This window comes from Nocardia jiangxiensis NBRC 101359 (assembly GCF_000308615.1).
Lineage (GTDB): Bacteria > Actinomycetota > Actinomycetes > Mycobacteriales > Mycobacteriaceae > Nocardia > Nocardia jiangxiensis.
Genome location: NZ_BAGB01000068.1, coordinates 142,426 through 167,363 on the forward strand (window position 1 = coordinate 142,426; position 24,938 = coordinate 167,363).

The following is a 24,938-nucleotide window of genomic DNA, read 5'->3' on the forward strand; positions in this document are numbered from 1 at the left end:
GCGCACCCGAACACGGGAACCACGAACCTGGGAACGCCGCCCAGGTCGCTCACAGTGAAATCTCAGCGCTGCTCGGGCACCGTGCGGACGTGACGAATCCTGTGCCAGTTGCCATTTCGCCCGCGCGTGCGCTCGCAACCAAAGTTCCCGAGATCACCGCATTGTTCTGGGTGATCAAGGTGCTCTCCACGGGAATGGGTGAGACCTTCTCCGATTTCCTGGTCTCACAGCTGCCGCCGGAGCTCGCCGTGGGCGGCGCGGGGGTGGCGCTGATCGTCGCACTGGTCGCGCAATTCCGCAGTCGGCGTTATGTGGCGTGGATCTACTGGACGGCCGTGGTGATGGTCAGCATCTTCGGCACGATGGTGGCCGACATAGTGGATTTCAAGCTCGGCGTTCCGCTACAGGCCACGACGATCGCCTTCCTCGTGCTGCTGGGCGCGGTCTTCGGGCTCTGGTACGCCTGCGAGAAGACGCTGTCCGTGCACAGCATCACCACCCGGCGGCGGGAGGCGTTCTACTGGGCGACGGTGATGATCACCTTCGCGCTCGGCACCGCGGCCGGGGATCTGACCGCGGGCAAGATGCACCTCGGCTATCTCGCCTCCACGGTGCTGTTCGCGGTGGTCATCGCGATTCCGGCGATCGCGCACCGCTGGGCCGGGCTCGGCGCGATCCCGGCGTTCTGGGCGTCCTATGTCGTGACGCGGCCGCTGGGCGCGTCGGCCACCGACTGGCTGGCCGCCGACCGTTCGGACGGACTGCGCCTGGGCACCGGATGGGTGAGCCTGGCCGTGACGATCCCGATGGTCGCGCTGATCGCCACGGTCGCACTGCGCCCCGACCCTCAGCAGGTCGACTAGCCGAGCACGCGCAGCAGGTGTTCGATCTCCTGCTGCACGGCACGGCGTCCGGGTCCGAGGTACCGGCGCGGATCGGACAGCGACGCGTCGGCGGCGAGTTCCGCGCGAACCGACTGCGCCAGAACGATATTCAGCCGGGTGGCGATATTGATCTTGCGCATGCCCGCGCGCACCGCCGAACGCAACCCGGTATCGGGCACCCCCGAGGAACCGTGCAGCACGAGGGGCACCGGCACCTTCGCGGCCAGCCGGGCGATCAGATCGTCGTCCAGAACCGCGTCGCGGGTGTGCATGGCATGTGAGGAGCCCACCGCGACGGCCAGCGCGTCCACGCCGGTGGCCGCCACGAATTCGACCGCCTCGTCCGGATCGGTGCGCACACCCGGCGCATGCGCACCGTCCTTACCGCCCACCTCACCCAGTTCGGCCTCGGCGAAGACCTCGCGCGCCCGGCACCAGGACGCGATTTCCGCGGTGCTGCGGACATTCTCGTCGTAGTCGAGCCGCGACCCGTCGTACATGACCGATCGCACGCCGACCTCTACTGCCGCGCGGATCAATTCGTGCGAGGTGGCGTGATCCAGATGCACCGAGAGCGCGGCCGTACTGTCCGCGGCGATCTGCAGGCACGCTCGCGCCAGCGGCCGCAGCCCACCGTGATACCGCGCGGTGTTCTCCGAGATCTGCAGGATGGCAGGACGTTTCGCCGCCTCCGCGGCAGCCGCGATGGCCTCGGCATGTTCCAGGGCGATCACGTTGAACGCCCCGAGCCCACCCGGTTCGGCGGCGGCGAGCAACTCCGGCACGGGAATCAGGGTCATGCGGCAACCTCCTGCGATGCGACCCCCGATGCGAAGACGACGAGTTTCACGACGCGGTCCCCCCGGACACGACCTCGACCTCGGTGACGACGACGTCCGGCGCGAGCCGCTCCCGCAACGCCCGATCGATCTCCCCGGCCACCGGAATCACCACGGCCGCAGCGGAAGTCGCGACAGCGTCGGCGACGAGCGCGGCCCAGTCCGGTTCCGGCGCGGCGGCGAGCGCGGCGATGACGGCGGCGGCCGCGGCATCACCCGCACCGGTGGGATTGCCCGCCATCGGCTCCGGCGACACCGCCGACCAGGCCCCGGACGCGGTGACCGCGACCATGCCCTGCGCACCGCGCGTGGCGACCACCGCGCGCACCCCGCGCTCGATCAGCGGCCGCACCGCGGCCACCACCTCCTGCGCGGTGCCCGCCGACGCCCCGGTCAGCCGCTCGAGCTCGTCGCGATTGGGCATCAGGACGACGCCGGGCACCTCCGCGGCCAGCTCCAGCGCCCGCCCGTCCACATCGCAGATCGTGGGCACCCCGGCCGCGAGCGCCGTGCGCGCCAGTTCGGCCGGAACTCCGTCGGCCACCCCACCCGGCAGCGATCCGGACACCACCATCCCGCCGGAATCGTTCAACATGCCCGAGACCCTGACCTTCAGTTGATCGACCGCGTACGGTTCGTTCAGCCGCGCGCCCGGCTCCCACAGCGAGGTGGCCGTCCCGTCGCCGGATTCGCTGATCACCACGGTGCGCCGGATCCACGGCAGCGCGTGCACGAAATCCACCGGCAGCTCGAGCTCGGCGGTCGCGGAGAACATGTGATCGGCGAAACCGGTTGCCCGCGAATACTTTCCCAGCTGATTGAGCACGCGCGAGACGTTGATCCCCTTACCGCCGATGCGCTGCTCGACCGACAGCACACGATGCTCCCGGCCCCGCTCGAAACGCTCCACACGATAGGTCATGTCGTAGGCGGGGTTCATGGTCACGGTCAGGATCACGTCAACTACCTTCCTCGTCGCAGGGTTCGACGCAACCCCATGTCCTCGTCGAGCACCAGGACGTCCGCGTATCGTCCGGGCTCGAGATCACCGACGTCGTCCAGCCCCACCGCCGCGGCCGGAGTGCGGGTCGCGGCGCGCACCGCATCGGGCAGGGCGACGCCGCATTCGCGCACCGCCCAGCGCAGGCAGTCCAGCAGCGTCGACGTGCCGCCGGCGATCGACCCGCTCGCGACCCGCGCCACCCCGCCGCTGACCCGCACCGCCTGCGGGCCGAGCCGGTACTCCCCGTCGGGCAGTCCGGCAGCCTGCATCGCATCGGTGATCAACGCCACACGCTCGGGCGCGGTCGCGAAGGCCAGTGCGCCGAATCCGGCGTCGACGTGCACGCCGTCCCCGATCAACTCCACCACCACATCGCCGTGCGCCGCGGCCACCAGCGAGGCGGCGACGGGGCCCGGGGCGCGGTGGTGCAGCGCCGGCATACCGTTCGCCAGGTGAGTGACCAGCGTTCCGAATCCGTTGGGCGACAGTGCGTTCCGAAACTCGTCGAACTGCGCGTCGCTGTGCCCCAGCGCGACGACGACCCCGTCGGCGACGAGCCGTTCGACCGCCGCGCGGAATCCGGCACGCTCCGGGGCGATGGTCATCACGCGCAGCCATCCGCCCCCGGCCGCGAGCAGCCGATCGATCAGGGCCGGATCCGGATCCAGCAGATATCTCGGATCCTGCGCGCCGCAGCGCACCTCCGACAGAAACGGCCCCTCGGCGTGCACGCCCGCGATCACCCCCGCGGCGGCCAGCTCGCTCAGCATCGCGGTCTGGGCGACCATCTCCTCCGGCGGGGCCGTGACGATCCCGGCCAGTACGGTCGTGGTGCCGTTACGCAGGTGGTATTGCGCCGCAGCGCGCGCCTCGTCCGGATCGGTCGTATCGAACCGATGCCCGAATCCGCCGTGATTGTGGATGTCGACCAGGCCCGGAATCACCGTCCCGTCGAAGGGCGGCGGCGAGATGTCCGGATGCGCGGCAGACCAGGACGCGAAGGATTCCACCGCGACGATTCGCTCGTCCCGGAACGTGACAACGCCGTCGTCGAACGAATTCGACGCCGCGACGATCCGGCCCCGCAGCCGGGTCTGCGGCTCTCGGTTCACACCATCACCTCGTCCATCACGCACTCGCGCACCACCTGCCTCGATGCCCGCGCTCGAACCGTACCCGCCCGGACTCCCCGTACCGCAACCATTCGGCAATTTCGACCGGGGCGGTTGCGGCGGTGGTTCAATCCAACGTGCCCGAGCGGGCATATCGGGCGGCCCCGACCAGCCCGGCGCGCGCGCCGAACTCCCCCAGCACCACCCGGGGCACTGGGGCCACGCGCAGCAGTTCGGTCAGCCGATCCTGTAGCGCACCGGTCAGCACGTCGCCCGCGCGGGCCAGACCGCCGCCCAGCACTACCAGTTCCGGACAGGTCGCGTGGATGACGCCGAACAATCCCTCGGCGAGGGCGTCGATGGCGTCCGCGACCACCGCGCGCGCATCCGGATCGCTGTCCAGAGCCGCGAAAACTGTTTCGGCTCCAGCTGTTTCACGCCCGGTACGAGCGGTGTAGGCACGGGCGATGGCCGCCCCCGAGGCCACTGTCTCCACGCACCCGACATTCCCGCACGGGCAGCGCAGCCCGTCCCGATGACGCACCGGAATATGCCCGTACTCCCCGGCCTGACCGGCCGCACCGCGCACCAGCCGCCCGCCGACCGACAGGGTTCCGCTGATTCCCGTGCCCAGAATCAGGACGCACACGTCGTCACAGCCGCGGCCCGCGCCGTATCGCCATTCGGCCCAGCCGGCCACCGCGACATCATGTTCGATCAGTACCGGCATATCCCAGCGATCGGTGAATCGACTGCCCACCTTCACATCCCGCCACCCGACGTTACTGCTGAACACGGCCAGCGAACGGGCGGGATCCACGATTCCGGGCAGGATGACCGCGGCCCGCATCACCCGATCACGTTGTACGGCAGGTAGTTCCGCGAGCAGACGATCGCCCAGCGCACCCACCGCATCGAAGGCCGCCGCACCGGGCGGCGTCGCGACGGTTCCGCTGCTGAGCACTTCGCCTGCGCCATCGGTGATTTCGGCCTTGATCGTCGTCCCGCCGACATCCACGGCCAGGACCGGATCCGCCGGACCGGGAGTGCGCACCACTGACCCGTCAGCCCAGGATCACCGAACGGTTCAGGCTGCGCGGGTGATCGGGATCCAGCCCCAGATCGGCCGCGCGCACCTGGCACAGCCGGTGCACACGCACCAGATCGGCCATCGGATCGATATCGCGATGTTCGAAATGCGCACCGGTGGCCGCGACGTCCTGCGCCAGACCGGACGGCACCGGTCCGAACGCCCACACCGCGCGCCCCGGCGCTGCGATGCTGACCGGACCGTGCCGCCATTCGGTGGCCAGATATCCCTCGGTCCAGGACTGACAGGATTCGCGCAGTTTCAGCCCGGCCTCGTCGGCGACGGCCGCCGCGAAACCCATTCCGACGAAACTGATCTGCTCGGCCGAGCGCACCGCGGCCAGCGATTCGGCGAGATCCTCGGCGAGCACCTCGCGCGCCTGCGCGATCACCGGTGCGAGATCCTCGCCCAGATGCCACCGCAGAATCGCCAGCGCCGTGGTGGCGAAACGGGTCTGCACCACCGACTGCTCGTCCACATCGGCGATCAGGATCGGATCGGCCAGCTCGAGCACGGGCGTGCCCGGACTCGAGCAGATCACCGTGCGCGGCACGCCGTCGGGCAGTGCGCGCATCGCCTCGAGCACCTCGGTCGTGGTGCCCGAACGGCAGATCACCAGGTAGCGGTCGTACTCCCGGCTGCGCACCTGCCCGGCGGGCCAGGCGTCGGTGAGTCCCTGCCCGGCGGATTCACGCAGTGCGGCGATCGCCCGCGACATGAAATACGAGGTGCCGCAACCGATCACGGCCACTCGCTCACCCGGCTGCGGCAGCAGCGCGGCATGGTCGGCGGCGGTCCGCGCGGCGCGCGTCCAATCGTCGGGCTGGGTGACCACCTCGGCGGCCAGATGGGTCTCGGGAAGCGGCGGAATTTGGGGGATTCGATCGGCGGAGGTCGGCACGTCACCAGAATCACCCCGATGATCGTTCATGTCAACTTTACATTCGAAACGGTCACATTCGATCACCGAGTGGGCTAGATTCGGACCAATCGACCCGTTCGCTTCATCATCCGCGTTCGTCCCGCCGGGTGTGCAGCATTGAAAGGTTCTCTCGTGAAACGTCCACTCCGCGGCGCGTTGTCCGCGATCGCGCTGGCCACCGGCCTAGCGCTGACAGTCTCGTCCTGTGGGTTCGGCGGAGGTAAATCCAACTCCGACGATCCCAATACGATCACCTTCCTGGCGCCGATCTACAGCGACGGCACGAAGGCCGAATGGGATTCGATCATCGCCGATTTCGAGAAGCAGAACCCGGGCATCAAGGTCGACCTGCAGATGGAGTCGTGGAAGCAGATCCCCGACGTCGTCCGCACCGACCTGCAATCCGAGTCCAGCACGCCCGATCTGCTCAACATCGACGCCTACTCCACCTACGCCTCGGACGGAAAGCTCTACCCCGCAAGCGATATCGCCGACGCGCCGGTGCTGGGCGATCTGCAGCACAGCTTCGTCGAGAACGCCTCGATGAACGGAACCCAGTGGGCCCTGCCGCTGTTCGCCTCGACGCGCACGCTGTTCTACAACACGGACCTGTTCACGAAGGCGGGTATCGGCGCGCCCCCGAAGACCTGGGCCGAGCTGACCGACGACGCGAAGAAGATCCAGGCCCTCGGCGGCGGCATCTCCGGCTACGGCCTGCCCCTGGGCCAGGAGGAGACCCAGGCCGAGACGTCGCTGTGGACGTTCGGCGCGGGCGGCAACTGGTCCGACGGTAGCAACCTCACCATCGACACCCCGCAGAACCTCGAGGGCGTCCAGGCGATCAAGGCGATCTCCGATGCCGGTGCGACACAACCGAATCCGGGCGCGACGGATCGAACCCCGCTGATCAACGTCTTCATCCAAGGCAAGATCGGCATGATCGAGGGCCTGCCGCCGGTGATCAACATGATCCAGCAGAAGAACCCGGGCCTGAAGTACGCCACCGCGCCGACCCCGACGAAGGACGGCGCGCCGGTCACCCTCGGCGTCGCCGATCATCTGATGGCGTTCAAGAAGAAGGTCGACAAGCGTCCGGCGATCAAGAAGTTCCTGGACTTCTTCTACCAGCCGAAGAACTACGCCACGTTCGTCAAGGCCGAGCACTTCATCCCCGTGACCACCAGCGGCGCGCAGGCCATGGCCGATGATCCGGTCGTGAAGGCGTTCGGCGCAACGCTTCCGGTGGCCAAGTTCTACCCGAGCAACAACCCGAAGTGGGCCAAGGTGGAGGGCGCGATGAAGCAGCAGCTGGGCACCGTCACCCAGGGCGCCGATCCCGCGACCGTGCTGAAGGCCATTCAGCAGGCGGCGAGTTGACCAGCGCCCCGGCGGCATCCACGCCGCGCCGATCCATGGCAACGCTGCGTGCGTTGCCGTGGATCGGCCCGGCACTGGTGCTGATCGCCGCGATCGTGGCGTTCCCCGCCGCCTACATGATCTGGACCTCCACCCGCAAGCTCACCTCGTACGGGCAGGATCTGGGCCCGGCGGGAATGGCCAACTACCGCAGGCTGTTCGGGATCAGCGCGCTGGGCAGCGTGCTGGGGCACACGGTCGTGTGGGTGGTCGCGGTCGTGCTGATCACGCTGGTGCTGTCCGCGGCGCTGGCGCAATTCCTGAACAAGGAGTTCCCGGGCCGCACCGCGGTCCGGCTGGCGGTGCTGGTGCCGTGGGCGGCCTCGGTGGTGATGACCACGACGGTCTTCGCGTACATGCTCGATCCGGACGTCGGGATCGCCAACCGCTTCCTGGTCGACATCGGGGTGCTGCACCGGGGATTCGGCTTCACCAAACAGGCGGGGCCGGCCTTCCTGGTCGCGATCGGGGTCGCGGTGTTCGTATCGATCCCGTTCACCACCTACACGATTCTCGCCGGGCTGCAATCGATTCCGGCCGAGCTCGGTGAGGCCGGCCGGGTGGACGGCGCGGGCGCGTGGCAGCGGTACCGCTACCTGACGCTGCCGCAGTTGCGTCCGGCGATCGCGGTCGCGGCGATCATCAACATCATCAACGTGTTCAACTCGCTGCCCATCCTGCAGGTGCTGACCGGCAGTATCGCCGGATTCGGCGCGGACACCACGACGACGTTGACCTTCAAACTGATTCAGCAGAATCAGGAGCTGAACACCGCCGCCGCGCTGAGCGTGCTGAACTTCGCGCTGATCGCGGTGATCATCGTGATCTACATGAAACTGATCCGTCCGGCCGGGGAGGAAGCGCGATGACCTCACAATCACCGACCGCGACGACAGGATTCGAGTCCACCGAATCCTCTGCCGCACAATCTGTTTCGACCACCAAGACGAAAAGCCCGCGGCGGCGCTGGGATCTCACCGTCGTCGGCATCGTGATCGCGGTGATCTTCCTGATCCCGTACATCGTGATGGTGCTCGGCTCGCTCAAGCCGCGTTCGGAGATCCTGCACATCCCGCCGAGTTATCTGCCGCACCAGTGGAGTCCGGGTAATTACGGCAGTATGTGGCACACACCGGAAACTCCGCTGCCGTTCAACATGGTCAGCACCATCGTGATCTCGGTGTGCGCCACGGTGATCGTGCTGCTGGTGGCGATCCCGGCCGGGTATTACACCGCGCGACGGCGCTTTCCGGGCAAACTCGCCTTCCTCGGTCTGGTCCTGGTCACCCAGATGCTGCAACCCGTGGTCCTGGTGACGGGCCTGATCCGGGAGTTCTTCGCGCTCGGCATCAACGACACCTGGCTGGCGATGATCCTGGTCAACGCCGCGTTCAATCTGTCCTTCGCGGTGTGGATCCTGCACAGTTTCTTCGCCTCGGTGCCGGTGGAGATCGAGGAGGCCGCACAACTGGACGGGCTCAACCGAATACAGACTCTCACCCGGGTGAGCCTGCCGCTGGTGTGGCCGGGCATCGTCACCGCGACCATCTTCGCCTTCGTCTCCTGCTGGAACGAATTCGCCGCCAGCCTGGTCATTCTCACCACGCCGGAGAATCAGCCGCTGTCGGTGGCGCTGACCAAGTTCATCGGGCAGTACGACACGGCTTGGCAGTACGTGTTCGCCGTCTCTACTGTCGGCGTGGTGCCCGTCGTCATCCTGTTCGCGTTCATCGAGAAGCGCTTGGTCGCGGGTCTGACCGCGGGAAGCGTGAAATGACCGCCGCGGCAGACCGTTCTCAGCGCTGGAATCGATTGCTGGAGTTGCTGTCCGAGTCCGGGCGGCTGACGGTGGAGGAGGCGGCGGCGATCCTCTCGGTCTCCCCCGCCACCATCCGCCGCGACTTCACCTCGCTGGCCGATCAGCAGCTGGCCACCCGCACGCACGGTGGCATCGTGGCGACCTCGGTCGCCTACGATCTGCCCGCCCGCTATCGCGGCAACGGCGACGAGCCCAAACAGCGTGTCGCGGAATATGCTGCGGCACTGGTCAATCCGAGCGAGGTGGTGGGCCTCAACGGCGGCACCACCACCACGGCGGTGGCCCGCGCCCTGGCCGGTCGCCCGGATCTGCCGACCTCGGCGGACAATCCGATGACCATCGTCACCAACGCGCTGAACATCGCGGGCGAACTTGTCCTGCGCCCGCACCTGCGCACCATCTGCATCGGCGGCCAGGCCCGCCGGGAATCCTACGAACTGCACGGTCCGCTGGCCGAGCGCGCCATGGCCCAATTGCATTTGGACACCTTGATTCTCGGCGTCAACGCCATCACCGCCGCGGGCGGTGCCCAGGGACGTCACCTGGACGAGTCCGGTATCAACGCGGAAATGGTGCGTCGCGCCGACCGCGTCGTCGTCGTGGCCACCGCCGAGAAACTCGAAACCACCGCCCTGGCCCGCATCTGCCCCATCGAGGACATCGACATCCTGGTCATCGATACCGCGGCGGATCCCGACGCCATCACCGCCATCCGCGAGGCAGGCGTCCGCGTCGACCTGGTCTGACCACGTCCCACCCTCCGTTGCTATTCGGAAATATTTGGCGGGCAATATAAACCGGCGTGGAACCACTCCCACCCAAGAACCTGCTGCTGGACGCCTGCCGGGGTCTGCCACACGGGGAAAACCTCGTGCTGCAGTCCGCGTGCCGGCTGGCCGAGTTGCACGAACAGCGGCTCGATGCGAGTCCCGGGGTCGCCGCCGATATCGATCGGCGCAGAGCGCACCTGGTGCACGAGATAGACCGCTGGGTCGCGCGGGAGCTACCCCACGCCCATCGCGGTGTGCGATTGCACACCGAGACGGTGGGCACGGTGGTCGACCGGCTGGCGCAGTTCTCGGCGCTGGCCTACCTGACCCTGACCACCGCACCCGAATGGGTGATCAGCGATGCCTGGCGACGCCTGAGTCAACTGGCCGTGGCCTACGACGATCTGGCGGCGGAGGTCGTCGCGGGACGCTGCCGGCTACCGGATCTGAGCGACCATCACGAATACGAGCCCTAGGTGACGTAGCGCGCTCGAACACACCACGATGCGATACCGAAAAGTTGCTGCCGGCGCCGCGGCCAAGGTTCAACGGCGCCGGCAGCGGGAAAATGGTCTGTCCCCCACCAGTGATTGTGCCTGCGAACAGCACCGACGACCAGGGCTTTCACCTGAGAAGACACTGATAAGTTTGCCAAGAGATGGCCGAGGGCGCCGAACGGCGGCGCTGGCGAGGGTGTGCAGCGCCGCCGATGGCTGGGATGACGGATCAGGGCAGTTGATCCGCGCCGGTCGAACCCGACAACTACTGATCCTGCGCCTACTACCTCGAGAACGACCGCGAGAAATCTGTGAATAAACTGGCAATAAATACCCGCAGGTCAAGCCACTGATTTGGGCTGTGTACCCCGCGCGGTTTTCTCCAACCGAGAAGTTACAGCAGAGCTCGCACGGCATCCATGGTGTCGGCGTCGGCGGGCTCCTTGTCGGGGCGGTATCGCACCACCCGGGCGAAACGCAGTGCCGCGCCGCCCGGGTAGCGGGAACTGACCTGCACCCCGTCCAGGGCGATCTCCACGACCAGCTCGGGCCGCAGGTAGACGGTGTGTTCGTCGCGGGTGCGCTCGTGCCGGGGGAATTCCTCGGTCTGCCAGCGCAGCAGTGCGTCGGTGAGGCCCTTGAAGGTCTTGCCGACCATGACCGGCTCGCCACCGTCGGGGTCGCGGGCACCCAGATGCAGATTGGACAGGTAACCGGTGCGGCGGCCGTATCCCCATTCCGCACCCAGCACGATCAGATCCAGTGTGTGCGTGGGTTTGATCTTCTGCCAGGCGCGGCCGCGTCGTCCGGCGGCGTAGGGCGCGGCGAGTGATTTGATCACGATCCCCTCGTGCCCGGCGGCCAGGGCAGCGTCGAAATAGTCGGCGGCAGCCTCGGCATCCGGCCGGGCCAGTGCCGGAATACTGTGTGCCGCAGCTACTTTCGACAACATCTCGCGACGCTCGGACAACGGCGCATCGAGCAGATCCACACCGTCCAGATGCAGGCAGTCGAAGAAATAGGGATGCAGCAGCAGATCGCGCGTCGAGGTGATCGGCTGCCCAGCGACGGTCGGCGCCGCATCCGAGGTCGCGAATCTGCTCATCGTCTGCTGGAACGGCCGCGGTCGACCCGAATCGTCCAATGCCAGCGTCTCACCATCGAGAACGACACTGTCACAGGGTAATTCGGTGACCAACCGAACCAGCTCGGGCACCCCGGCGGTGATATCGCGCAATGTCCTGGTGAACACCCACACCTGGGATCCGCTGCGATGCACCTGAATTCGCGCGCCGTCCAGCTTGTACTCGACGCTCACCTCGCCGTCGAACTCGGCCATTGCTCCATCCAGCATCGCGCCGGGCGAGGCGAGCATGGGCCGGATCGGCCGCCCGACCTCGAGGCCGAACTCCGCGAGCGCCGCCGCACCACCGGTCATCGCCGCCATCGCGGTCACCGGCAGCCGCCCGGACAGCATGTACGCCCGCCGCACCTGCTCCACCGGCACCTCCGCCGCCCGCGCCACCGCTTCCGCGACGAGTGCGGCCAGTGCTCCCTGACGCAGCTCACCGGTCAGCAGCCGCACCAGAAACTCGCGTTCGGGCTCGGTGGCCGCGCGCAACAGCGAGGTCAGCAGTTCCTGGCGACGGGCCGAGGATCCCTTGCCTGCCGCGCCCGCCAACTCGTCCAGCACATGCTCCACCTCGACGACCGTCAGCGCCGATTCCGCGGCCCGGGCGGCCTCGATCGTGGACAGCGTGCGCCAGCCCGCACCGATCCGCCCCTGCGTCGGCTCACCCGAAACCCATGCGACGACCGGGGCCAGCTCATCGGCGCCCGCCCGGACGAGCAGCTCGGCCAGGGTGGCGATCTTGAGTTTGCGCGAGGAAGTCGCCCGCACTGTCCGCGAGGCTTCCACGACATCCGAGAGCAACACGACTCAGACCGTAACCCGGGGCTGTGACATATAGCTCAGCGGTTTTGTTAATCGACTATTGGCAATGCTGCGAAGGCTTCCTAAACTGGACATATGGCCAAGACTTATGTCGGGTCGCGGCTTCGTCAGCTGCGCGCAGAGCGGGGCATGAGCCAGGTGTCGCTCGCCAAGAAGCTGGAGATCTCGGCGAGCTACCTCAACCAGATCGAACACGACGTGCGCCCGCTGACGGTCCCTGTACTGCTGCGCATCAGCGAAGTCTTCGGCGTCGACACCAGCTTCTTCTCCTCTCAGGACGATACCCGGCTGATCGCCGAGCTGCAGGAGGTGGTGATGGACCAGGAGCTCGCGATCGAGGCCGACGCGCAGGAGATCGCCGATATGGTCTCCGCACATCCGAGCCTGGCGCGCGCGATGGTCAACATGCACCGCCGCTACCGCAACACCACCGCCCAGCTCGCCGCGGCCACCGAGGATCGCTTCTCCGACGGCAGCGGTTCGGGCGCGATCTCCCGCCCGCACGAGGAGGTTCGCGACTTCTTCTATCAGCGGCAGAACTACATCCACGAATTGGACACCGCCGCAGAGGAACTCACCAACCGCATGCGCTTCCACGGCGGAGATCTCAAGCGCGAGATCGCCCGGCGGCTGTCCACCGTGCACGGCGTGCAGATCATCGAGCGAATCGACCTGGGCGAGGGCGTATTACACCGTTTCGACGCCGAGGCCGGGCGACTCGAGATCGCCCCGCACCTCTCGGGCGGGCAGCGGGTGTTCAAACTCGCCGCCGAACTGGCCTATCTGGAATGCGGTGAGTTGATCGACAAACTGGTCGAAGAAGGCAATTTCGCGTCCGAGGACACCCGGATCCTGGCGAAATTGGGGCTGGCCAACTACTTCGCCGCCGCCACCGTGCTGCCGTATTCGCATTTCCACGAGATCGCCGAGGATTTCCGCTACGACATCGAGCGTCTCTCGGCGCATTTCACGCAGAGCTACGAAACCATCTGCCATCGCCTGTCCACCCTGCAACGCCCGAAACTGCGCGGTGTGCCGTTCTCCTTCGTGCGCGTGGACCGCGCGGGAAATATGTCGAAACGGCAGTCCGCCACCGGATTTCACTTCTCCTCCTCCGGCGGCACCTGCCCGCTGTGGAACGTCTACGAGACCTTCGCCTATCCCGGCCGGATCATGACCCAGATCGCGCAGATGCCCGACGGCCGCCGCTACCTGTGGATCGCCCGCACCGTCGAACGTCGCGCCACCCGCTACGGCGAACCCAGCAAAACCTTCGCCATCGGCCTGGGCTGCGAACTCCGCCACGCCGGACGCGTCGTCTACGCCGACGGCCTGGACCTCAACGATCCGCAGGTGACCCCGATCGGCGCGGGCTGCCGAGTCTGCGCCCGCGCCAACTGCCCCCAGCGCGCCTTCCCACCCCTGGGCAAATCCCTCGACATCAGCGAACACCGCAGCTCCATCTCGCCGTACGTGCTGCGATAGGACCGTTTCCCGCCCCGAGGTCATTCCCGCTGAGCTGCAATACAGTTCACGAGCGCATTGACGCATGCATCAGGAGATCGAACACCGCGACTCGATCTCGCGCGCCATCGCAACAGTCGCGGTGGCCGCTGCCGCCGACCCGAATTGCCGAGGACAGTGCCAGGTCGATTGCGCTACATTCCCTCTGGGCCGCAGCACAGTTCACCAGCGCGGTCGGCGTGTGCGTCGGGGAGGTTCGGCAGTGGGTTTGCAGCCGGGGGCTGTGTTCAACGAGTTCACCATCGAACGCCTGCTCGGCTCCGGTGGGATGGGCACGGTGTACCTGGCCGAACACCCGCGTCTGCGCCGCCGGGTGGCGCTGAAGGTGCTCACCGACACCTTCACGCTGGATCCGAAGGCGCGCTTCGCCTTCGATCGCGAGGCGAACCTCGCGGCCGGGCTCGATCACCCCAATATCGTCCCCGTCTACGACCGCAATGCCGCCGACGATCCGGATCTGTGGCTGGCGATGCGCTATGTCGACGGCGGTGACGCGGCCGCACTGCTGAGCGATCATCCGGACGGCCTGGCTCCCGAGCGCGGTGTGCGGCTGATCGACGATGCCGCGCGCGCACTGGATTACGCGCACGAGCAAGGGGTGCTGCACCGGGACGTGAAACCGGCGAATCTGCTGATCGAGACCGATCACCGGCACAACGAGCGCGCGGTACTCACCGATTTCGGCATCGCCCGCACCCTCGACGACACCGTGACCATGTCCGGAATCGCCGCCAGCTTCGCCTACGCCGCTCCCGAACGATTCACCGATTCACCCGCCGACCGCCGCGCCGACATCTACTCCCTCGGCTGCACCCTGTACCAGTTGCTGACCGGACGCCCTCCGTTCCCGCGCAAGGACCAAGCGGCCGTGATCGGCGCACACCTCACCGCCCCACCACCCGCACCACGCGCCCTGCGCCCCGAACTCCCCACCGAAATGGACGCCGTGATCGCCACGGCCCTGGCCAAATCACCACAGGACCGCTACGCCACCTGCACCGCCCTCGCCGAGGCGGCCACCCGTTGTCTGGCACCGGCCGCAGTGACCGTGCGTTGGGAATCCTCACGGCCACTTGCGTTTTCCACCGACCCGACACCTCAGCCACCGGCGGCCGCGCCGATGCCTCAACAACCACCGGTCGCCACACCGACCCACCAGGCACCAGCCAGCGCCCCGACACCCCAGCCACCAGCCGCCGACCCGACACCTCGGCAACCGGTTGCTGACCCGACGCCCTCGCCAGCAGCCGCAGACCGGGCATCCGTACAACCGGATGCCGCCCCGGCCTCTCCGCAACCGGCTGCAAGCTCAGCGTCCCCACGACCGGTCACGGATCCAGCGCTCGCCGTACCCACACTCCCGCGCCCGGTAGGCGAGTCGACGCCCCGGCCGTCGACCGCCGGTCAACCAGCAGGCGACGTGAAACCTCCGCCACCGACTACCGCCCCGGGCCCACCGCACCCGGACCATGCCCCGGAGCCACCGCACCCGACGGAACCGAGCATCGGCACCGACCGCTCGGCCCGGGCCCGACGCCTCGCGATTGCGGCGGGCTCGGGCGTTCTGGTGGCAGCCGTCGGCGTGGCAGGCGTGGTCTACACGATGCGCGACAACTCGACCACACCCGCCACAAAGCCGACGTCTTCGGTTGTCTCACAACAAGTTACGCCGACTACAACACCCGTCCCCAGCACCACACAGCCGGTCCTGACACCTCCGACCGTGGCAACCTCGCTCGTCACCGCCGACTCACCCACCGAACAGGCTCAGCCCACAGCGCCCGCCGGGCAGCAGCACACGTACCCGCCCGAGGCCCCACAGGTGGTCCCGCATTCGAAGTCGTACTAGCCGACCGGCCGATTCACCCGGCGTTGGCGGTGCACACCGTGTCCACCACGAACGCCGGCCTGACGACCCGCAAGACCCACGGCTCATCGAGTTGGTGGTCGGGGGCGAATTTCGCCTTCTGCTCCGCGGCAGCGCGCGTCGGACCGGTTCCCGTGTAGAAGGAGCGCTGCGTGGACGAGACGACGAATGGCCCCACGGCGTTCTGCACGTCCTTTTCGACCAGTGAGCCGCATTCGTTGTGCATCCGAGTCATCACAACGCACGCGCGCCCGCCCGTCCGAGAGCACGCGGCCAGAGCGGCCTTCTCCGCGGCAGCCTGGTTCGGGTAGTCGACCGCCGAACCGGCATGGCCCATTCCGGAGGCGATCGCGCCGTACAGATCTCCGGCGGCATTCGCGGTCCCCGCGCCAACCACGACAATGGCCCCACTGGTCGCAATCACCATGGCCGCCAAAGACTTTCCCAACAATGACATGTGATCGACCCCGATATCGGACGACAGTACCGGGCGATCATCGCGGCATTCATCTCGCTTGTCCAGCCACTATTTCCATGCCGGTTGGGCGGTAATAATTTCCGCCTCGGATGGTTATCCGGAATCGTGTCGGCGACCGACTTGCAGACCTTCGAGAAATGCCGTGGCGAACTGTGCGGCATAGTGGTGCGGGTCGACCGAGGGGTGGGCGTCCAGATAGGCGAGCATGCCGTCCACGGCGCCCTGATAGCTGACCGCCAGGATCCGCGGGTCGAGGTCGGAGCGGATATCGCCGGAGTCCTGGCCGCGTCGGAACATCTCCTCCTGGGAGGCGTAGGTGTCCTCGTAGTCGTGCACGGTCAGGATCTGCGCGCCCTCGGAGTCTCTGAGGTTGAGCACGATCTGCTGGAGCGCCCGCAGTCGCGCGGTGTGGTTCTGCGATAGGAGCGCTGCGGCGAGGATCGTCTCCCGTAGCACTTGCGGAAGCGGCGCGTACATGTCCACCGAATCGGCTACGGCTCTGCGGATTTCGCCGAGCGCTTCCTCCGCCGTCCGGCGCATGAGCGTCTCGCGACTGCCGAAATAGTGCGAGATCAACCCTTTCGAAACCTCCGCGACCTCGGCGACGGCCTCGAGACTCGCTGCGGCGTAACCACGTTCGGCAATGATCCGGATGGTGGCCTGAATGATCTGGTTCTCGCGCTCGCTCTGGCTCAAGCGCCGCCTCGCCGGACGCTCCGCCATCAGCGGTCCGCCAGAATGTTCTCGTCGCGCCGCGTGGCATGCATCGACACGCAGGTGACCACCGCGGCCATGAGTACGGCGATGGCGATCATCTCGATCCGCATCCACATCGGAAACATCTCCGGCACGAGCGCTTCGACGACATTGACCAGCAACAGGACCGCGGAGATCAGCCCCACCGCACGCAGGGCCCAGCGACTGCCCGAGCGCGCGGAACGCATCCGCAACGGCAGTAGTACGGCGAACAACATCACGATCACAGCATGACCCCAGGCATCTTTCGTCGCCTGGGCGGCATCGACAACCGACAGAACCACCAGTACCACGATCGTGGCCAACACGATGACGACGTAGCCCCGAACGAGCACGTCGGCACGGCGAAGCCACGGGAGATCACGAACCTCAGAGCTATTGACCATGCAGCCAATAATATTGGCTGCATGGTCAATAAGCAACGCAGATCACTGGACACATCTGCGAACGCCGCTGTACATCACCTCTGGCCGCCGATCCCGGACACCTGTTAGCGTGAGGCATGGTGACGACGAAGCCGCGTATCGAACCGGGCCGCCTGCGTGAACTCGGACCAGTGAACTGGGTTGCCTGGCAAGTACTTTCGCGTGCGGCGGGCACTCCCGACGCCCATCTGTTCAGCACGCTGGGCCGCACCGGCGGCCTGTTCCGCGGCTGGCTGCACTTCTCCGGCCGCCTGATGCCCGGCGGCAAGCTCCGTCGCTACGAAACCGAACTGGTCATCCTGCGCGTGGCCCACCTGCGCGACTGCGAATACGAGACCGACCACCACATCCGCCTCGGCAAACGCGCCGGAGTCACGCGCGAGATCCTGGCCCGCCTGCACGAAGGCCCCGAGGCCCCCGGCTGGTCCGACAAGGAACGCGCCCTACTGACCGCCGTCGACCAACTGGTGCTGACCCGCGACATCGACGAGGCCGCCTGGTCCGCGCTGTCCACCCACTACGACGAGCGGCGCCTCATCGAAATCGTCCTGCTCACAAACCAATACGAGGGCCTGGCCAGCACCATCACCACCCTGCGCATCCAAACCGACCACTGAGCCGGCCCGGGACGTTCGGACGATAGCGGGCGCGGAAATTACCGTGCGATCGCGGCGCGGAGGACCTCGGCGGGCGGTGTGGCCGGACGGCCGATCAGCGCGGCCAGGTCGCCCGTGGTGACGTCGAGCCAGCCGTCGCGGATGCCGGTGTCGGCGTTGGCGAGGACGTGGGCGACCGGGGTGGGCAGGCCGTTCCGCTCCAGGGCTGCGGCGTATTCGGCCTCGGAAACGTCCGAGTAGTCGACCGATTTGCCGGAGACCTCCGAAATCACCTGCGCCAGAGCGGGATAGGTCAGGCTTTCGCCGCCCAGTTCGTAGCTTCGCCCCGCGTGGCCGTCGGTGGTGAGCACGGCCGCGGCCGCCTCGGCGTAGTCCGCGCGGGCGGCGGCGGAGACCCGGCCTTCGCCCGCGCTGCCGTGCAGCACGCCGTGTTCGGCTGCCGCGGCGGCGCGATCGGTGTAGTTCTCCCAGTACCAGCCGTTGCGCAGAAAGACGTGCGGCACGGTCGATTCGGCCAATACGGCCTCGGTGTCGCGATGCTCCTGAGCGAGGGCCATCGGGTTCTCGTCGGCCCGCGGAATGCTGGTGTAGGCGAGCAGTTGCACCCCGGCGCGCTCGGCGGCGCGGATGACGCCGGTGTGCTGGGCGACCCGGTCACCGAAGTCGGTACCGGAGATGAGCAGCAGCCGATCGACCCCGGCGAGCGCACGATCGAACGCCTCGTCATCACCGTAGGACGCCTGCCGAACCTGCACGCCCCGCTCGGCCAGATCGGCCACCTTGGCCGGATTCCGGACGATCGCGACGATCGGCCCGGCATTCCTGCGCAACAAGGCTTCGACCACGAGACGACCCAGCTGACCACTGGCTCCGGTGACGGCGACGGTCTCAGTCATATCTACCTCCTGAATAGGTACGAATCATCATGCACTAACTAATAGTAAGTACCCAGCATTCCCCAACTACTGTGCTTCATGTCACTACAGTGCCGATGGGTAGTATTACTGTCATGACCATGCGGGATGCCCAGCCGACCGAAAGCGCCGATGACGCGCTGGATTCGCTGGAACCCGACGTCTTCGCCCGAAACTGCACCTCCCGCCCCGTCCTGCAGAACGTCGCGAGCCGCTGGGGCATCCTGGCCCTGGCCGCCCTGCGCGAGGGCCCCTACCGCTTCAACGCCCTACGCCGCCGTGTGGACGGCGTCAGCGAACGCATGCTCTCGCAAACCCTGCAGACCCTCGAACGCGACGGCCTGGTCCACCGCGAGGCCCACCACACCATCCCCCCGCACGTCGAGTACACCCTCACCGACCTAGGCGCCCAGGTAGCCGAGAAAATCCACGACCTGATCGTCATCCTGGAAGGCAACATGGACACCGTCCGCGCAGCCCAAGCTGCCTATCACCGCGAGTGAGATCGCCAGCGGCGCAATGCCGTTGACAACCCGACGGAGATGGCCCGACCTGACGATGACCAACTTCACGCCCGTAGGACATGAGGGTGTAGGTACCGCTTTCGCGCGGTCGGGCCCCGCTGTCGTACCGAGCGCTCGGTTCAGCGGATGCGACCTCACCGCTCGACCGGCCCTTGCGCGAGCTGACCGCAACGGAAGGTCAACGCAGCCGCAACCGCAGCGCATCCCATCCGACCACTTTTCGGTGCACGGTGGACGAAGCTGCCGATACCGAACAGCCGAAGCGGAAAGTGCAGTCCGTATTCCAATCGAAAGTGTTGCAGCACAAGGGAACTAGGAACAATTAACCGAAACGGAGGGGTTCGATGATTTCACCGATCCTCAGGACGAGTACCTCCATGGACACCAGCGTCTGGATGCCCCGCTTCCCGCACGACGCACTCGACGAGACGATGAGCCTCGCGGCCGCACACTTCGCTATGCAGCGGCATCGCGACTGCAGCATCACCGACTGCGCCCGCAAGCGCACAGCCTGGAAGGTGCTGGTCGCGGCCGGACGCATCCACCCCGGCACACATCGGATCGGAAAATGAGCGGCCCGTCCGCCCGGCCGCTCGCGGTTCGCAAGCGATACCGGGCACGCGACAAGCCCGAGCGCACGCGATGCGGCCGGAACCTCGCCAGGCAGCCGGTACTGCCATGACGATTTCCCCGGACGATCTGTGGTGCGACTGGTGCGGCCACCGCAACCTCGAGATCCACCGGTACGACGACCACGTGTTCTGCAGCGTCATCTGCGTCCGGCGATACCGGACGCAGACACCCCGACCAGCGGTGATCGATCTGCGCGAGCGCCAGAAATGAGCGACGAGCTTCCCCGCCGCACACCGGGCGCACACCACATCCCGCGCTATCGGACCACGCTTCCCGCGGCGGCGCTGCTCATTCGCGTCGCAACCGGACTGGACGATTGGGCCGAACGCGACCGCGTCACGAGAGATATGAACCCATGACGACAGCGAATAGTATTGCGCACGAACGGAAGTACTAGATGTTGTCACCAAGGTGCCCTCCGGTTCGAAAACCGGAGGGCACCTTGGTGACAGCAATCAGAAGTTGATCATGTGGCCGGCGAGGCCGTGGATCGCTTCCTGCAGCGCCTCGCTCAACGTCGGGTGGGTGTGGACGTTGCGGGCCAGTTCGTTGACGGTCAGGTCCCACTTCTGCGCGAGGGTCAGTTCGGGCAGGAGTTCGGAGACGTCGGGGCCGATGAGGTGGCCGCCGAGGAGTTCGCCGTACTTGGCGTCGGCGATCAGCTTGACGAAACCGGTGGGGTCGCCCAGGCCGTGCGCCTTGCCGTTCGCGGTGAACGGGAAATTCGCGACCTTGACGTCGTAGCCCTCGGCGCGGGCCTGCTCCTCGGTGAGGCCGAAGCTGGCGACCTGCGGCTGGCAGAACGTCGCGCGCGGCATCATCCGGTAGTCGCCCAGCGTGAGGGTCTCCGCACCGCCGATGGTCTCGGCCGCGACCACGCCCTGCGCCTCGGCGACGTGCGCGAGCTGCAGTTTCGCGGTGACGTCACCGATCGCGTAGATGTGCGGGACGCTGGTGCGCATGTAGTCGTCGATCGCGATCGCGCCGCGGTCGGTGAGCTGCACACCCGTGGTCTCCAGGCCGTAGCCCTGCACGCGGGGTGCGAAACCGACGGCCTGCAGCACCTTGTCGACCGTCACGGTCTCGATCGAACCGGACTTGTTGTCCTTGATCGACACCGAAACCTTCGAACCGTTGTCCTCGATGGACTGCACCGACGCGCCGGTGGTGATCGTGACACCCAGCTTCTTGTACGCCTTGGTGATCTCCTTGGAGACGTCGGCGTCCTCGTTCGGCAGCGCGCGGTCCAGGAACTCCACGATCCGCACGTCGACGCCGTAGTTCTTCAGAACGTACGCGAACTCCATGCCGATCGCGCCCGCGCCGACGATCAGGATCGACCCCGGCAGATCGCGAGTGAGGATCTGCTCCTCGTAGGTGACCACGTTCTGCGACAGCGACGTGCCCGGCAGCAGCTTGGTCTCGGTGCCGGTGGCGATGATCGCGTTGTCGAACGTGATCGTCTCGCTGCCGCCCTTGCTCAACGCGACCGAGAGCGTGTGGGCGTCGGTGAACGTACCGGCCCCGTCGTACTCATCGATCTTGTTCTTCTTCATCAGGAAGTGCACGCCCTTGACGCGGCCGTCGGCGACCTTGCGGCTGCGGTCGAACGCCGCGCCGAAGTCGAAGCTCGCCTCGCCCGAGATTCCGAACGTCCTGGCTTCCTTGGTGAAAATATGCGCGAGCTCCGCATTGCGCAGCAGGGCCTTGGACGGAATGCACCCGACGTTCAGGCACACCCCACCCCAGTATTTCTGCTCGACGATCGCTGTTCGCAATCCGAGCTGTGCGGCGCGGATCGCGGCGACGTAACCGCCGGGCCCGGCGCCGAGAACGACGACATCGTAGTGGGAAGTCACGGCGACGAGTCTAGTCACGGCGTGGTAACTCGCAGCCGTGGGTGGTGATCCACAACCGCAGTTCGCCGCGAGGACCGCGGTGTCCTCGGTAAGAATGTCAGCTATGAGTGGTGCGCAGGAACAGCAGACCGACCCCTACCTCTGGCTCGAGGAGGTCACCGGCGATCGGGCCCTGGACTTCGCCCGCGCGCACAACGACGTGGTCGTCGAGCGGTTCGCCACCACGGACCGGTTCAACGAGCTCGAGCATCGCATCCTGGACATGCTCGACACCGACACCCGCATCCCGTATCCGACTCGGCGCGCGCAGTGGCTGTACAACTTCTGGCGCGACGCCGAACATCCCAAGGGCCTCTGGCGACGCACCACCTTCGCCGAGTACGCGACCGACAGGCCCGAGTGGGAGGTGCTGATCGATCTGGACGCGCTGGCCGCGGCCGAGGAGGAGAACTGGGTGTGGGCCGGTGCGGCGGTGCTGCGGCCGGCGCAGTCCCTGGCGCTGATCAGCCTGTCCCGCGGCGGCGCGGACGCCAAGGTGGTGCGCGAATTCGATCTGCGGACCAAACAGTTCCGCGCACCCGAGGACGGCGGCTTCCACCTTCCCGAGGCCAAATCGCAGCTGAGTTGGATCGATGCCGATTCGGTCTATGTCGGCACGGATTTCGGCCCCGACTCGCTCACCGACTCCGGCTATCCGCGGATCGCCAAGCGCTGGCCGCGCGGCACCCCGCTCGAGCAGGCGCACACCATCCTGGAGGGTGAGGCGAGCGATGTCGCGGTCTCCGCCGGATACGACCGCACTCCCGGTTACGAACGCCATTTCGTCTCTCGCGCAACAGATTTCTACAACGAGATCGCCTATCTGATCGAGGACGACGGCACCCTGCGCCGCCTGGAGACACCCACCGACGCCTCGGTGTCCTGGTACCGGGACTGGCTGCTGCTGCGCCTGAAGACACCGTGGGAGGTGGGCGGCGTGACCTATCCCGCGGGTGCGCTGATCACCATGAGTTTGACCGAATTCCTGGACGGCGCGAGGAATTTCGAGACGATCTTCACCCCCGACGAGCACACCGCACTGCACGGCTACGGCTGGACCGAACACCATCTGCTGCTGATCACCCTCGAGGATGTGCAGACCAGGCTCTACGTGCTCACCCAGACCGAGGGCGGCTGGACGCGCGAAACCCTCACCGACGTCCCGCCGATGGCGACCACCAATGTGATGAACCTCGACCCGCTCGAGGGCGGCGACGAATTCATGCTCACCTCGAGCGGTTTCACCACACCGGCCACCCTGCTGTCCGGTTCGGTGGGCGGGCCGACCACGCTGCTCAAACAGGAACCCGGATTCTTCGACACCGAGGGCATCGAGACCGAACAGTTCTTCGTCCGGTCCGATGACGGAACGATGGTGCCCTACTTCGTGATCCGGCATCGCGATCGGCGCGGGCAGGCCGGTCCGACGGTGATGTCCGGCTACGGCGGCTTCGAGATCTCCCGCACGCCGGGCTACAACGGCGCGTCCGGGATGGGCTGGCTCGAGCGCGGCGGCACCTGGGTGATGACGAATATCCGCGGCGGCGGCGAATACGGGCCGCAGTGGCACACCCAGGCGCTCAAGGCCGATCGGCACCGGGTCTACGAGGACTTCTCCTCGATCGCGAAAGATCTCGTGGCTCGGGGCATTACGACCGCACCGCAGCTGGGCGCGGTGGGCGGCAGCAACGGCGGGCTGCTGATGGGCGTGATGCTCACCCGGTATCCGGAACTGTTCGGCGCGATCGTCTGCCAGGTGCCGCTGCTGGATATGCGGCGCTATCACCTGCTGCTGGCCGGGGCGTCCTGGGTGGCCGAATACGGCGACCCGGACAAGCCCGAGGAATGGGAGTACATCAGCAAGTACTCCCCCTACCAGAACGCGCGCGCCGACCGGCCCTATCCGCCGATCCTGCTGACCACCTCCACCCGCGACGACCGCGTCCACCCCGGCCACGCCCGCAAGATGGCCGCACTGCTCGAGGAACAGGGCCACACCCTCTGGTACCACGAGAACATCGAGGGCGGGCACGGCGGCGCGGCCGACAACAAGCAGATGGCGTTCCAGGCGGCCCTGATCTACGAGTTCTTCACCCAGATGCTCATGGAGGACCGCAAGCAGGTGTGAATCACCGGTCCCGCAGCCAGGTTTCGATGCGATCGACCGTGCTGCCGGGATCGGTGATCCAGCCGTTGTGCCCCAACGGTTTCGGCTCGTGCCAGGTCGTCACCGCGGCGTTCGGCAGCTTCTCCAGCAGGTGCGCGGCCGAACCGCGCGGGGTCAGATCGTCGCCCTCGATGGTGATCGACAGCACCGGCAGTTTCAGGCGCGCGATGCGTTCCTCGTAGTCTATATCCGCACCGACGGGGACGAATCGGCCGGTGCGGGCCAGCCGCGCCCAGTCGGAGATGAGTACCTTGGACTGGCGGCCGAATCCTCCGGCGGTGATGCGGTCGCCGGGCCAGAAGCCCGCGAGATTGGCCGTGAGCGAGATGGCGGCCGGACCCAGCAGCATTCCGGACCGGAAGATTCCGCTGTAACCGCGGAAATACGGTGTGCCGGAGGCGATCAGGATCAGCCCGCCCAGGCGGCCGCGGATCCGCGCGGCGTACATCGTGGCGAGTTGCCCACCCATGCTGTGCCCCAACAGAATCGGCGTGCTGTCCGGGAAACGTTCGCGCACCACCTCGAAGATCGCCGGGAAGTCCACCGAGACGAGTTCGTGGTAGCCGTAGGTGCTGTCCGCATCCGGTTTCGGACTGCTGTCGCCGTTTCCGCGCAACTCCCCGATCGCCACGTCCACTCCGCGTCCGGCCAGCTCCCGGGCGAAATCGCCGTAATAGATCCCCGGCACCCCCAGCCCGGGAATGATCACCACCACCGCCCGCGGCGCATCCGGTGTGATCGGATGCCGATGCTGCCCGCGGGCCGCAACCAACCGCACCGGCACGGTACTACCATCGGGCACCTGAATCGGAACAGTCTCCATGCGGGC

26 protein-coding genes are annotated in these 24,938 nt (G+C 66.9%); 14 read left to right on the forward strand and 12 right to left on the reverse strand.

What is annotated here, in order from left to right; translation table 11 throughout:
* Positions 1–89 precede the first annotated feature (89 nt).
* The gene (locus tag ON40_RS30015; RefSeq protein ID WP_051193735.1) at positions 90–863 is read left to right on the forward strand and encodes a COG4705 family protein; all 774 of its coding nucleotides are present in this window, start codon (positions 90–92) and stop codon (positions 861–863) included.
* Here ON40_RS30015 and ON40_RS30020 read toward each other — a convergent pair.
* The 5 genes from ON40_RS30020 to ON40_RS30040 form a co-directional block, all read right to left on the reverse strand.
* Positions 860–1,684 (reverse strand): class II fructose-bisphosphate aldolase, encoded by an 825-nt coding sequence (locus ON40_RS30020; protein WP_040828235.1) that lies wholly within the window; start codon positions 1,682–1,684, stop codon positions 860–862. The genes ON40_RS30015 and ON40_RS30020 overlap by 4 nt on opposite strands.
* Before the next feature lie 46 nt (positions 1,685–1,730).
* On the reverse strand, positions 1,731–2,681 hold the full coding sequence (locus tag ON40_RS30025; RefSeq protein WP_245568052.1) for a hexose kinase: 951 nt from the start codon (positions 2,679–2,681) through the stop codon (positions 1,731–1,733).
* 5 nt (positions 2,682–2,686) lie between these two features.
* Entirely contained in the window at positions 2,687–3,838 is a 1,152-nt protein-coding gene (locus tag ON40_RS30030) for an N-acetylglucosamine-6-phosphate deacetylase (RefSeq protein WP_040828464.1), read from the reverse strand.
* A 127-nt stretch (positions 3,839–3,965) separates the two neighbouring features.
* Complete coding sequence (locus tag ON40_RS30035) at positions 3,966–4,892, reverse strand: ROK family protein (RefSeq protein WP_040828465.1); 927 nt, start codon at positions 4,890–4,892, stop codon at positions 3,966–3,968.
* Positions 4,893–4,902: 10 nt separating this feature from the next.
* Complete coding sequence (locus tag ON40_RS30040; protein WP_083896032.1) at positions 4,903–5,859, reverse strand: SIS domain-containing protein; 957 nt, start codon at positions 5,857–5,859, stop codon at positions 4,903–4,905.
* A gap of 123 nt (positions 5,860–5,982) precedes the next feature.
* Between ON40_RS30040 and ON40_RS30045 the strand changes: the two genes are divergently transcribed.
* Genes ON40_RS30045 through ON40_RS30065 form a run of 5 tightly spaced genes read left to right on the forward strand, consistent with a single transcriptional unit; the run spans position 5,983 to position 10,331 of the window.
* The gene (locus ON40_RS30045; protein WP_040828236.1) at positions 5,983–7,227 is read left to right on the forward strand and encodes an extracellular solute-binding protein; all 1,245 of its coding nucleotides are present in this window, start codon (positions 5,983–5,985) and stop codon (positions 7,225–7,227) included.
* Positions 7,224–8,135, forward strand: a complete 912-nt coding sequence (locus ON40_RS30050; RefSeq protein ID WP_245568053.1) for a carbohydrate ABC transporter permease — start codon at positions 7,224–7,226, stop codon at positions 8,133–8,135. Before ON40_RS30045 ends, ON40_RS30050 begins: the two co-directional genes overlap by 4 nt.
* Positions 8,132–9,043, forward strand: a complete 912-nt coding sequence (locus ON40_RS30055; protein WP_040828242.1) for a carbohydrate ABC transporter permease — start codon at positions 8,132–8,134, stop codon at positions 9,041–9,043. Before ON40_RS30050 ends, ON40_RS30055 begins: the two co-directional genes overlap by 4 nt.
* Entirely contained in the window at positions 9,040–9,831 is a 792-nt protein-coding gene (locus tag ON40_RS30060; protein ID WP_040828244.1) for a DeoR/GlpR family DNA-binding transcription regulator, read from the forward strand. Before ON40_RS30055 ends, ON40_RS30060 begins: the two co-directional genes overlap by 4 nt.
* 56 nt (positions 9,832–9,887) lie before the next feature.
* A complete protein-coding gene (locus tag ON40_RS30065) occupies positions 9,888–10,331 on the forward strand; it encodes a DUF4254 domain-containing protein (protein ID WP_040828245.1) in 444 nt (147 codons plus the stop codon).
* A gap of 415 nt (positions 10,332–10,746) precedes the next feature.
* Here ON40_RS30065 and ON40_RS30070 read toward each other — a convergent pair whose 3' ends face one another.
* Positions 10,747–12,288: an ATP-dependent DNA ligase gene (locus tag ON40_RS30070; RefSeq protein WP_040828246.1), complete on the reverse strand. Its 1,542-nt coding sequence runs from the start codon at positions 12,286–12,288 to the stop codon at positions 10,747–10,749.
* 93 nt (positions 12,289–12,381) lie between these two features.
* On the opposite strand from ON40_RS30070, the gene ramB reads away from it, so the two are divergent.
* Positions 12,382–13,791 (forward strand): acetate metabolism transcriptional regulator RamB, encoded by a 1,410-nt coding sequence (ramB, locus tag ON40_RS30075; RefSeq protein ID WP_040828247.1) that lies wholly within the window; start codon positions 12,382–12,384, stop codon positions 13,789–13,791.
* A 241-nt stretch (positions 13,792–14,032) separates the two neighbouring features.
* Positions 14,033–15,679, forward strand: a complete 1,647-nt coding sequence (locus tag ON40_RS48430) for a serine/threonine-protein kinase (RefSeq protein ID WP_169541920.1) — start codon at positions 14,033–14,035, stop codon at positions 15,677–15,679.
* A 13-nt stretch (positions 15,680–15,692) separates the two neighbouring features.
* On the opposite strand, the gene ON40_RS30085 is transcribed toward ON40_RS48430, so the two are convergent.
* The 3 genes from ON40_RS30085 to ON40_RS30095 all read right to left on the reverse strand — a co-directional run bounded on the left by ON40_RS30085 (position 15,693) and on the right by ON40_RS30095 (position 17,317).
* Positions 15,693–16,154 (reverse strand): DUF4189 domain-containing protein, encoded by a 462-nt coding sequence (locus tag ON40_RS30085; RefSeq protein WP_083896034.1) that lies wholly within the window; start codon positions 16,152–16,154, stop codon positions 15,693–15,695.
* A gap of 114 nt (positions 16,155–16,268) precedes the next feature.
* Positions 16,269–16,871, reverse strand: coding sequence for a TetR/AcrR family transcriptional regulator (locus ON40_RS30090; protein ID WP_169541921.1), 603 nt, complete (start codon positions 16,869–16,871; stop codon positions 16,269–16,271).
* A 26-nt stretch (positions 16,872–16,897) separates the two neighbouring features.
* Positions 16,898–17,317: a hypothetical protein gene (locus tag ON40_RS30095; protein ID WP_169541922.1), complete on the reverse strand. Its 420-nt coding sequence runs from the start codon at positions 17,315–17,317 to the stop codon at positions 16,898–16,900.
* A 116-nt stretch (positions 17,318–17,433) separates the two neighbouring features.
* Between ON40_RS30095 and ON40_RS30100 the strand changes: the two genes are divergently transcribed.
* Entirely contained in the window at positions 17,434–17,973 is a 540-nt protein-coding gene (locus ON40_RS30100; RefSeq protein ID WP_040828250.1) for a carboxymuconolactone decarboxylase family protein, read from the forward strand.
* A 38-nt stretch (positions 17,974–18,011) separates the two neighbouring features.
* Here the strand turns inward: ON40_RS30100 and ON40_RS30105 are convergent, their stop codons facing one another.
* A complete protein-coding gene (locus tag ON40_RS30105) occupies positions 18,012–18,869 on the reverse strand; it encodes an SDR family oxidoreductase (protein ID WP_040828251.1) in 858 nt (285 codons plus the stop codon).
* 119 nt (positions 18,870–18,988) lie between these two features.
* Between ON40_RS30105 and ON40_RS30110 the strand changes: the two genes are divergently transcribed.
* From ON40_RS30110 to ON40_RS52180, 4 genes are all read left to right on the forward strand, one after another.
* Positions 18,989–19,390, forward strand: coding sequence for a winged helix-turn-helix transcriptional regulator (locus ON40_RS30110; RefSeq protein ID WP_085997831.1), 402 nt, complete (start codon positions 18,989–18,991; stop codon positions 19,388–19,390).
* A gap of 365 nt (positions 19,391–19,755) precedes the next feature.
* Positions 19,756–19,983, forward strand: a complete 228-nt coding sequence (locus tag ON40_RS30115; protein WP_245568054.1) for a hypothetical protein — start codon at positions 19,756–19,758, stop codon at positions 19,981–19,983.
* 106 nt (positions 19,984–20,089) lie between these two features.
* A complete protein-coding gene (locus tag ON40_RS52175) occupies positions 20,090–20,254 on the forward strand; it encodes a hypothetical protein (RefSeq protein WP_157186464.1) in 165 nt (54 codons plus the stop codon).
* Positions 20,251–20,403, forward strand: coding sequence for a hypothetical protein (locus ON40_RS52180; protein ID WP_157186465.1), 153 nt, complete (start codon positions 20,251–20,253; stop codon positions 20,401–20,403). Before ON40_RS52175 ends, ON40_RS52180 begins: the two co-directional genes overlap by 4 nt.
* A 96-nt stretch (positions 20,404–20,499) precedes the next feature.
* On the opposite strand, the gene lpdA is transcribed toward ON40_RS52180, so the two are convergent.
* Complete coding sequence (gene lpdA, locus ON40_RS30120; RefSeq protein WP_040828254.1) at positions 20,500–21,903, reverse strand: dihydrolipoyl dehydrogenase; 1,404 nt, start codon at positions 21,901–21,903, stop codon at positions 20,500–20,502.
* A 103-nt stretch (positions 21,904–22,006) separates the two neighbouring features.
* Here lpdA and ON40_RS30125 point away from each other — a divergent pair, with 103 nt between their 5' ends.
* On the forward strand, positions 22,007–24,070 hold the full coding sequence (locus tag ON40_RS30125) for a prolyl oligopeptidase family serine peptidase (protein ID WP_040828255.1): 2,064 nt from the start codon (positions 22,007–22,009) through the stop codon (positions 24,068–24,070).
* A gap of 1 nt (position 24,071) precedes the next feature.
* Here ON40_RS30125 and ON40_RS30130 read toward each other — a convergent pair whose 3' ends face one another.
* Positions 24,072–24,932, reverse strand: coding sequence for an alpha/beta hydrolase family protein (locus ON40_RS30130; RefSeq protein ID WP_040828256.1), 861 nt, complete (start codon positions 24,930–24,932; stop codon positions 24,072–24,074).
* Between the last annotated feature and the right edge of the window lie 6 nt (positions 24,933–24,938).

Coding starts and splice junctions, on each gene's coding strand:
- ON40_RS30020 (WP_040828235.1), bottom strand. CDS start 1,684: ATGACCCTGATTCCCGTGCCGGAGTTGCTCGCCGCCGCCGAACCGGGT.
- ON40_RS30040 (WP_083896032.1), bottom strand. CDS start 5,859: ATGAACGATCATCGGGGTGATTCTGGTGACGTGCCGACCTCCGCCGAT.
- ON40_RS30055 (WP_040828242.1), top strand. CDS start 8,132: ATGACCTCACAATCACCGACCGCGACGACAGGATTCGAGTCCACCGAA.
- ON40_RS30060 (WP_040828244.1), top strand. CDS start 9,040: ATGACCGCCGCGGCAGACCGTTCTCAGCGCTGGAATCGATTGCTGGAG.
- ramB (WP_040828247.1), top strand. CDS start 12,382: ATGGCCAAGACTTATGTCGGGTCGCGGCTTCGTCAGCTGCGCGCAGAG.
- ON40_RS30085 (WP_083896034.1), bottom strand. CDS start 16,154: ATGTCATTGTTGGGAAAGTCTTTGGCGGCCATGGTGATTGCGACCAGT.
- ON40_RS30095 (WP_169541922.1), bottom strand. CDS start 17,317: ATGGTCAATAGCTCTGAGGTTCGTGATCTCCCGTGGCTTCGCCGTGCC.
- ON40_RS30100 (WP_040828250.1), top strand. CDS start 17,434: ATGGTGACGACGAAGCCGCGTATCGAACCGGGCCGCCTGCGTGAACTC.
- ON40_RS30105 (WP_040828251.1), bottom strand. CDS start 18,869: ATGACTGAGACCGTCGCCGTCACCGGAGCCAGTGGTCAGCTGGGTCGT.
- ON40_RS30110 (WP_085997831.1), top strand. CDS start 18,989: ATGCGGGATGCCCAGCCGACCGAAAGCGCCGATGACGCGCTGGATTCG.
- ON40_RS30115 (WP_245568054.1), top strand. CDS start 19,756: ATGATTTCACCGATCCTCAGGACGAGTACCTCCATGGACACCAGCGTC.
- ON40_RS52175 (WP_157186464.1), top strand. CDS start 20,090: ATGACGATTTCCCCGGACGATCTGTGGTGCGACTGGTGCGGCCACCGC.
- ON40_RS52180 (WP_157186465.1), top strand. CDS start 20,251: ATGAGCGACGAGCTTCCCCGCCGCACACCGGGCGCACACCACATCCCG.
- ON40_RS30125 (WP_040828255.1), top strand. CDS start 22,007: ATGAGTGGTGCGCAGGAACAGCAGACCGACCCCTACCTCTGGCTCGAG.
- ON40_RS30130 (WP_040828256.1), bottom strand. CDS start 24,932: ATGGAGACTGTTCCGATTCAGGTGCCCGATGGTAGTACCGTGCCGGTG.